Annotated in this window: 5 protein-coding genes; 4 read left to right on the plus strand and 1 reads right to left on the minus strand. The window is 68.5% G+C overall.

Features of this window, described 5'->3' with window-relative positions; genetic code table 11:
• Window positions 1-222 precede the first annotated feature (222 nt).
• The gene (gene dauA, locus PKE44_RS12990; protein WP_324551862.1) at window positions 223-1,989 is read right to left on the minus strand and encodes a C4-dicarboxylic acid transporter DauA; all 1,767 of its coding nucleotides are present in this window, start codon (window positions 1,987-1,989) and stop codon (window positions 223-225) included.
• Window positions 1,990-2,390: 401 nt separating this feature from the next.
• On the opposite strand from dauA, the gene PKE44_RS12995 reads away from it, so the two are divergent.
• From PKE44_RS12995 to PKE44_RS13010, 4 genes are all read left to right on the plus strand, one after another.
• The gene (locus PKE44_RS12995) at window positions 2,391-3,416 is read left to right on the plus strand and encodes an amino acid ABC transporter substrate-binding protein (RefSeq protein ID WP_324551864.1); all 1,026 of its coding nucleotides are present in this window, start codon (window positions 2,391-2,393) and stop codon (window positions 3,414-3,416) included.
• Between the two features lie 146 nt (window positions 3,417-3,562).
• Complete coding sequence (locus PKE44_RS13000) at window positions 3,563-4,750, plus strand: amino acid ABC transporter permease (protein ID WP_324551866.1); 1,188 nt, start codon at window positions 3,563-3,565, stop codon at window positions 4,748-4,750.
• 2 nt (window positions 4,751-4,752) lie between these two features.
• Entirely contained in the window at window positions 4,753-5,871 is a 1,119-nt protein-coding gene (locus PKE44_RS13005) for an amino acid ABC transporter permease (RefSeq protein WP_324551868.1), read from the plus strand.
• Between the two features lie 28 nt (window positions 5,872-5,899).
• On the plus strand, window positions 5,900-6,676 hold the full coding sequence (locus PKE44_RS13010) for an amino acid ABC transporter ATP-binding protein (protein ID WP_324551870.1): 777 nt from the start codon (window positions 5,900-5,902) through the stop codon (window positions 6,674-6,676).
• Window positions 6,677-6,824 lie beyond the last annotated feature (148 nt).

A 6,824-nucleotide genomic window follows, 5' to 3' on the forward strand; every position in this document is an offset into this window, starting at 1 on the left:
GCCTGCTGGTGCTGCGCGTCGCGGCCGAACGGCAGGCTGGCGCCGGCGGCGTCGCGCAGCACCAGCAGGCGGCCATCCTGCAGCGCGAACCACCAGCCCGGTGCCGCCGGGTCGGCGGCGGGCACGGCGGCGACGTAGCGATCGGGCAGTTGCAGCATCGGGCGGCTCCTCGGCGACGGTGACGCGGCGCATCATCGCACGGCCGCGGCCGCTGGCCGGGGCTCAGAGCTCGGTCAGCGCCACGCTGGCGGTGTCCTCCAGTCCGAGCAGCCGGCGCACGCGCCAGATCGCCGTCGACACCTTGCCCTCGATCAGCAGCCGGCCCGGGACTTCCTCGATGCCGGCACGTGCCAGCACCTTCGCCGGCTGGCCGCGCACGCCGGCGAGCACGACGCAGATGCCGTCGGCATGCAGGCGGCGGATCGCCGAATCGAGCGCGACGACGCCGGAGATGTCCATGACCGGCACCGATTCCATGTCGAGGATGACGACCTCGCAGTGGTCATCGATGCGGTGCAGCGCGCTCATGGCCTTCTCGGCGGCGCCGAAGAACAGCGGGCCGGCGACCTCGTACAGCCGCGTGTGCGCCGGCAGGGCCCCGGCATGGGCGTGGGTTTCCTCGCCCTGCAGGCGCATGCCGGCGAACTCGGCCATGCGGTTCATGAACAGCAGCGCCGCGAGCACGACGCCGACGCCGACCGCGACCACCATGTCGAACACCACGGTCAGCCCGAAGCAGACCAGCAGCACGATGATGTCGCTCTTCGGCGCCACCCGCGTGATGTGCAGGAAGTGCTTCATCTCGCTCATGTTCCACGCCACCAGCAGCAGCAGCGCCGCCAGCGCCGACATCGGCAGGTAACCGAGCAGCGGCGCCAGCGCGATCAGCACCAGCAGGATGAACAGCGCGTGGATCGCCGCGGCCAGCGGCGAGCGCGCGCCGGCGCGGATGTTGGTCGCGGTGCGCGCCAGGGCGCCGGTCGCGGCGATGCCGCCGAAGAACGGTGCGATCAGGTTGCCGAGGCCCTGACCGATCAGCTCGGCATCCGGGTCGTGGCGGGTGCCGGCCATGCCGTCGGCGACCACCGCGCAGAGCAGCGATTCGATCGCCCCGAGCAGCGCGATCGCCATCGCCGGTCCGACCAGCGACTTGACCGTCGCCAGCGTCAGCCCGAGCGGCGCCCCGTCCGCGCCCGGCAGGTTCCACGGCAGCACGAACTGCGGCAGCAGCGCCGGAATGCCGTGCAGGGTTTCGCCATCGAGCGTGTACGAGAAGCGCGAGGCGATGGTCGCGACCTCGACGTGGAACAGCCGTTCGAGTCCGTACGCGAGCAGCGTGCCGACGGCGAGCGCGACCAAGTGCTGCGGGATCGGCGTGCGCAGCTTCGGCCACAGGATCAGCACCGCGAGCGTCACCGCGCCGACCAGCAGGTCGGCCGGATTGAGGCCGGGCAGCGCCAGCCCCACCTGATGCATGCGCTCGAAGAAGCTCTCGGGCGCGTGTGCGAAGCTCAGGCCGAAGAAATCCTTGAACTGCAGCGACGCGATCACGACGCCGATGCCGGCCGTGAAGCCGGTCGTGACCGGGTAGGGGATGAACTGGATCAGCTTGCCCATGCGCCCGATGCCCATGCCGAGCAGCATCACGCCGGCCATCAGGCTCGCGAGCACGAGCCCGCCCATGCCGTACTGCTCGGCGATCGGGTGCAGGATGACGATGAAGGCCGCGGTCGGGCCGGAGACGCTGAAGCGGGCGCCGCCGGTCAGCGCGATCAGCAGGCCGGCGATCACCGCCGTGTACAGACCGTACTGCGGCGGCACGCCGCTGCCGATCGCCAGCGCCATCGCCAGCGGTACGGCGACGATGCCGACCGTGATGCCGGCCAGCAGGTCGGCGCGCAGGTCGCTCACGCCGTAGCCGGCACGCAGCGTCTCGCGCAGCGCCACGGCAAAGCGCGGCCCTCCCGAGTGTTCTTCCGTCGGTTTCATGTTCTGCCTTGTCGGTGTGCCGCTCGCCCGCGGCCGATCTGGTGCAGCCGCCCACCCCCGGGGCGGCGATGACCGGGCGATGCTAGCACGCACCATGCCCCGGCCGACGCGGGAAAGGACCGGCTGATCCACGGTTTGGCGGCCGTTTTCCGGTTCTGCCGCGCTTCTGGCGCGGTGATTGCTTTGGCGGCAGGCAAGCGGCCACTGTCACGAACCCTTGCCGAAACCGGCAATGCTGCGCTGCTGATGACGCAGGGCGTGGCTAGACTCCAGACCGGCTCGCCGCCCGATGCTGCGACGAGTTGCACACGAAGCAGCGCGCACGATTGGTCCTTCCCTGTCAATCGATCTTGACGCGGACCGACCGCGGCAGCGACTCCCATCACCCCCGGAGGTAATTCATGCGCAAGTCCAGCCACAGTGCCGCCGTCGTCACGGCCGCCCTGCTCGCCTTTGCCGGCACCGCCCACGCCGGTGCCACGCTCGATGCGGTCAAGAAGAAAGGCTTCGTGCAGTGCGGCGTCAGCGACGGCCTGCCGGGCTTCTCGTATACCGACGACAAGGGCAACGTCAGCGGTCTCGATGCCGACTTCTGCCGCGCGGTGGCGGCGGCGGTGTTCGGCGATGCGACCAAGGTCAAGTTCACGCCGCTGACGGCCAAGGAGCGCTTCACGGCGCTGCAGTCCGGCGAGATCGACATCCTGTCGCGCAACACGACCTGGACTTCCTCGCGCGACACCGCGCTCGGCCTGAACTTCACCGGCGTCACGTATTACGACGGCCAGGGCTTCCTCGTGAACAAGAAGCTCGGCGTCAAGAGCGCGAAGGAGCTCGACGGCGCCTCGATCTGCATCCAGGCCGGAACGACGACGGAGCTGAACCTCGCCGACTACTTCCGCGCCAACAACATGAAGTTCACGCCGATCAGCTACGACAAGTCCGACGAGAGCGCGAAGGCGATGGAAGCCGGCCGCTGCGACGGCCTGACCTCCGACCAGTCGCAGCTTTACGCGCAGCGCATCAAGCTCGCCGCGCCCGATGACTACATCGTGCTGCCCGAGGTCATCTCCAAGGAACCGCTCGGCCCGGTCGTGCGCCACGGCGACGACGAGTGGTTCGACATCGTCAAGTGGACGCTGTACGTGCAGGTCGCCGCCGAGGAATACGGCCTGACCTCCAAGAACGTCGCCGAGGCCGCCAAGACCTCGACCAACCCCGACGTGAAGCGCCTGCTCGGCGCCGAGGGCGAGAAGGGCAAGGACTTCGGGCTGGCCAACGACTGGGTGGTCAACGTCGTCAGGCAGGTCGGCAACTACGGCGAGATGTTCAACCGCAACGTCGGTGACGGCAGCCCGCTGAAGATCAAGCGCGGCCTGAACGCCCTGTGGAACCAGGGCGGCCTGCAGTACGCACCGCCCTTCCGCTGAGCCGCGCCGGCCGCATGACCTCACCGGCGGCGCCGGACTCGCGCCGCCGCACCGACCCGAGCCCGCGGCGGCGCCGGATGCGCCGGACCCCGGGCCGTGCGCGGTGACGCGATCCCCCGATCGCGCCGCCGTCCGGAGCGCCTCCCATGACTACGCCCCTCGCAGGCGCAGCACCTGCCCGGCCGCCGTTCTGGAACGATCCCGCGGTCCGGGCCCTGGTCTTCCAGGCGCTCGCGCTCATCGCCGTCATCGCCCTCGGCTGGTATCTGGTCCACAACACGCAGCAGAACCTCGCCCAGCGCGGCATCGCCTCGGGCTTCGGCTTCCTGAACAACGCTGCCGGCTTCGGCATCGTCCAGCACCTGATCGACTACTCGCCGGCCGACAGCTACGGCCGCGTGTTCTGGATCGGACTGCTGAACACGCTGCTGGTCTCGGTGCTCGGCATCGTGTTCGCGACCGTGCTCGGCTTCGTGGTCGGCATCGCGCGGCTGTCGCGCAACTGGCTGGTCGCGAAGATCGCGATGGTCTACGTCGAGATCTTCCGCAACATCCCGCTGCTGCTGCAGATCTTCTTCTGGTACTTCGCGGTGCTGCGCACGGTGCCGAACCCGCGCAACTCGCTGGCGTTCGGGGATGCCTTCTTCCTGAACATCCGCGGCCTGTACGTGCCGCGCCCGGTGTTCGGTGACGATTTCGTCTGGGTGCTCGGCGCGCTGGCGCTGGCCGTCGTGCTGGCCGTGCTGCTGGGGCGCTGGGCGCGGCAGCGCCAGGCAACGACCGGCCAGCCCTTCCCGGTGTTCCTGGTGTCGCTCGCGATCCTCGTCGTGCTGCCCGGCGTGACGTACTTCGCGGCCGGCCAGCCGCTCACCTGGGACATCCCCAAGCTCGCCGGCTTCAACTTCCGCGGCGGCTGGGTGGTGATTCCGGAACTCGCGGCGCTGCTGGTGGCGCTGACGCTGTATACGGCGACCTTCATCGCCGAGACCGTGCGTGCCGGCATCCTGTCGGTCAGCCACGGCCAGACCGAAGCCGCCGGCGCGCTCGGGCTGCCGAACGGCCTGACGCTGCGCCTGATCGTGATCCCGCAGGCGATGCGCGTGATCATCCCGCCGCTGACCAGCCAGTACCTGAACCTTGCCAAGAACTCGACGCTGGCCGCGGCGATCGGCTACCCCGACCTGGTCGCGACCTTCGCCGGCACGGTGCTGAACCAGACCGGTCAGGCGATCGAGACCATCGCGATCACGATGTCGGTGTATCTGGCGCTGTCGCTGGGCATTTCGATGCTGATGAACTGGTACAACAAGCGCAAGGCGCTGGTGGAGCGTTGATCATGACCGAGCCGAATCCACCCGCGGCCACCTTCACGCCGCATCCCGACCTGCCGCCGCCGGCCGCCACCACCGGCGTGATCGGCTGGCTGCGCGCCAACCTGTTCTCGTCGCCGCTGAACGCGCTGATGACGCTGCTGGTCGCGGCGGCGCTGCTGCGCTGGATCCCGCCGATCCTCGACTGGCTGATCTTCAGCGCCGACTGGAGCGGCAGCAGCCGTCAGGACTGCACGGGCGAGGGCGCCTGCTGGGTGTTCATCAAGCAGCGCCTCGGCCAGTTCATCTACGGCTTCTACCCCGAGGACCAGCGCTGGCGCGTGAACCTGGTCTGGGTCATCGCCGTGGTCGCCTCGTGGCCGCTGTTCCTGAAGCGCAACCGCCTGCAGGTGCCGGCCGGGCTGTTCATGCTGTTCGTGTTCCCGGTGATCGCCTACGGCCTGTATACCGGTCCGCTGTTCGGCCTGTCGCACGTCGAGACCTCGCAGTGGGGCGGCCTGATGCTGACGCTGACCATCGCCGTGGTCGGCATCGCCGGCTCGCTGCCGGGCGGCATCCTGCTCGCGCTCGGACGGCGCTCGAAGATGCCGGTGATCCGCACGCTGTGCGTGACCATCATCGAGTTCTGGCGCGGCGTGCCGCTGATCACCGTGCTGTTCATGTCCTCGGTGATGCTGCCGCTGTTCCTGCCCGAGGGCATGAGCTTCGACAAGCTGCTGCGCGCGCTGATCGGCGTCGTGCTGTTCGAGTCCGCCTACATCGCCGAGGTCGTGCGCGGCGGCCTGCAGGCGATCCCCAAGGGCCAGTACGAGGCCGCCGATGCGCTCGGGCTCAACTATCCGAAGGCGATGGGCCTGATCATCCTGCCGCAGGCGCTGAAGCTGGTGATCCCCGGCATCGTCAACACGATGATCGCGCTGTTCAAGGACACCTCGCTGGTCATCATCATCGGGCTCTACGACCTGCTCAACAGCATCCAGCAGGCCGCGGTCGACCCGAACTGGCTCGGCTTCGCGACCGAAGGCTACGTGTTCGCCGCGCTGCTGTACTGGGTCTTCTGCTTCAGCATGTCGCGCTACAGCCAGCATCTGGAGCGTCGCCTGCACACCGGCCACAAGCGCTGAGCGCGCCTCCACTTCGAGGAAATTCCCGATGAGCGATACCGCCTCCAGCCCGAAGCTCGTGATCGGCGACAAGGTCATGATCGAGATGAAGGGCGTGCACAAGTGGTACGGCCAGTTCCACGTGCTGAAGAACATCAACCTGAACGTGCGCCAGGGCGAGCGCATCGTGCTCTGCGGCCCCTCCGGTTCCGGCAAGTCGACGACGATCCGCTGCATCAACCGCCTGGAGGAGCACCAGCAGGGGCAGATCATCGTCGATGGCACGGAACTGACCTCCGACGTCAAGCACATCGAGGCCATCCGCCGCGAGGTCGGCATGGTGTTCCAGCACTTCAACCTGTTCCCGCACCTGACGGTGCTGGAGAACTGCGTGCTGGCGCCGATCTGGGTGCGCAAGATGCCGCGGCGCGAGGCCGAGGAAGTCGCGATGCAGTACCTCAGGCGCGTCAAGATTCCCGATCAGGCGAAGAAATACCCGGGCCAGCTCTCCGGCGGCCAGCAGCAGCGCGTCGCCATCGCCCGCTCGCTGTGCATGAAGCCGAAGATCATGCTGTTCGACGAGCCGACCTCGGCCCTCGACCCGGAGATGGTCAAGGAAGTGCTCGACACCATGGTCAGCCTCGCCGAGGACGGCATGACCATGCTGTGCGTGACCCACGAGATGGGCTTCGCCAAGCAGGTCTCGAACCGCGTGATCTTCATGGACCGCGGCGAGATCATCGAGCAGAACGACCCGCACGAGTTCTTCAACAACCCGCAGAACGAGCGCACGCGGCTGTTCCTGAGCCAGATCCTGCATCACTGAGTCAGGGCAGCAGAGCGTCATCCGGGGCCGGCCATGCCGGCCCCGTGCATTTCCGGGGAACGGGAAGATCCGGCTCAGCGGCGCGGCCCCGCGCCCCGCCCCCCGGCCGTCACCGTCAGCACCGCCCAGGCCGCACCGACCACGGCCG

Origin of the sequence: Plasticicumulans sp., assembly GCF_035331805.1 — a bacterium.
GTDB lineage: Bacteria > Pseudomonadota > Gammaproteobacteria > Competibacterales > Competibacteraceae > Plasticicumulans.

Bases quoted from the DNA above. Each gene is read 5' to 3' on its own strand.
- PKE44_RS13000 (WP_324551866.1), top strand. From the start codon at position 3,563: ATGACTACGCCCCTCGCAGGCGCAGCACCTGCCCGGCCGCCGTTCTGG.
- PKE44_RS13010 (WP_324551870.1), top strand. From the start codon at position 5,900: ATGAGCGATACCGCCTCCAGCCCGAAGCTCGTGATCGGCGACAAGGTC.
- PKE44_RS12995 (WP_324551864.1), top strand. From the start codon at position 2,391: ATGCGCAAGTCCAGCCACAGTGCCGCCGTCGTCACGGCCGCCCTGCTC.
- dauA (WP_324551862.1), bottom strand. From the start codon at position 1,989: ATGAAACCGACGGAAGAACACTCGGGAGGGCCGCGCTTTGCCGTGGCG.
- PKE44_RS13005 (WP_324551868.1), top strand. From the start codon at position 4,753: ATGACCGAGCCGAATCCACCCGCGGCCACCTTCACGCCGCATCCCGAC.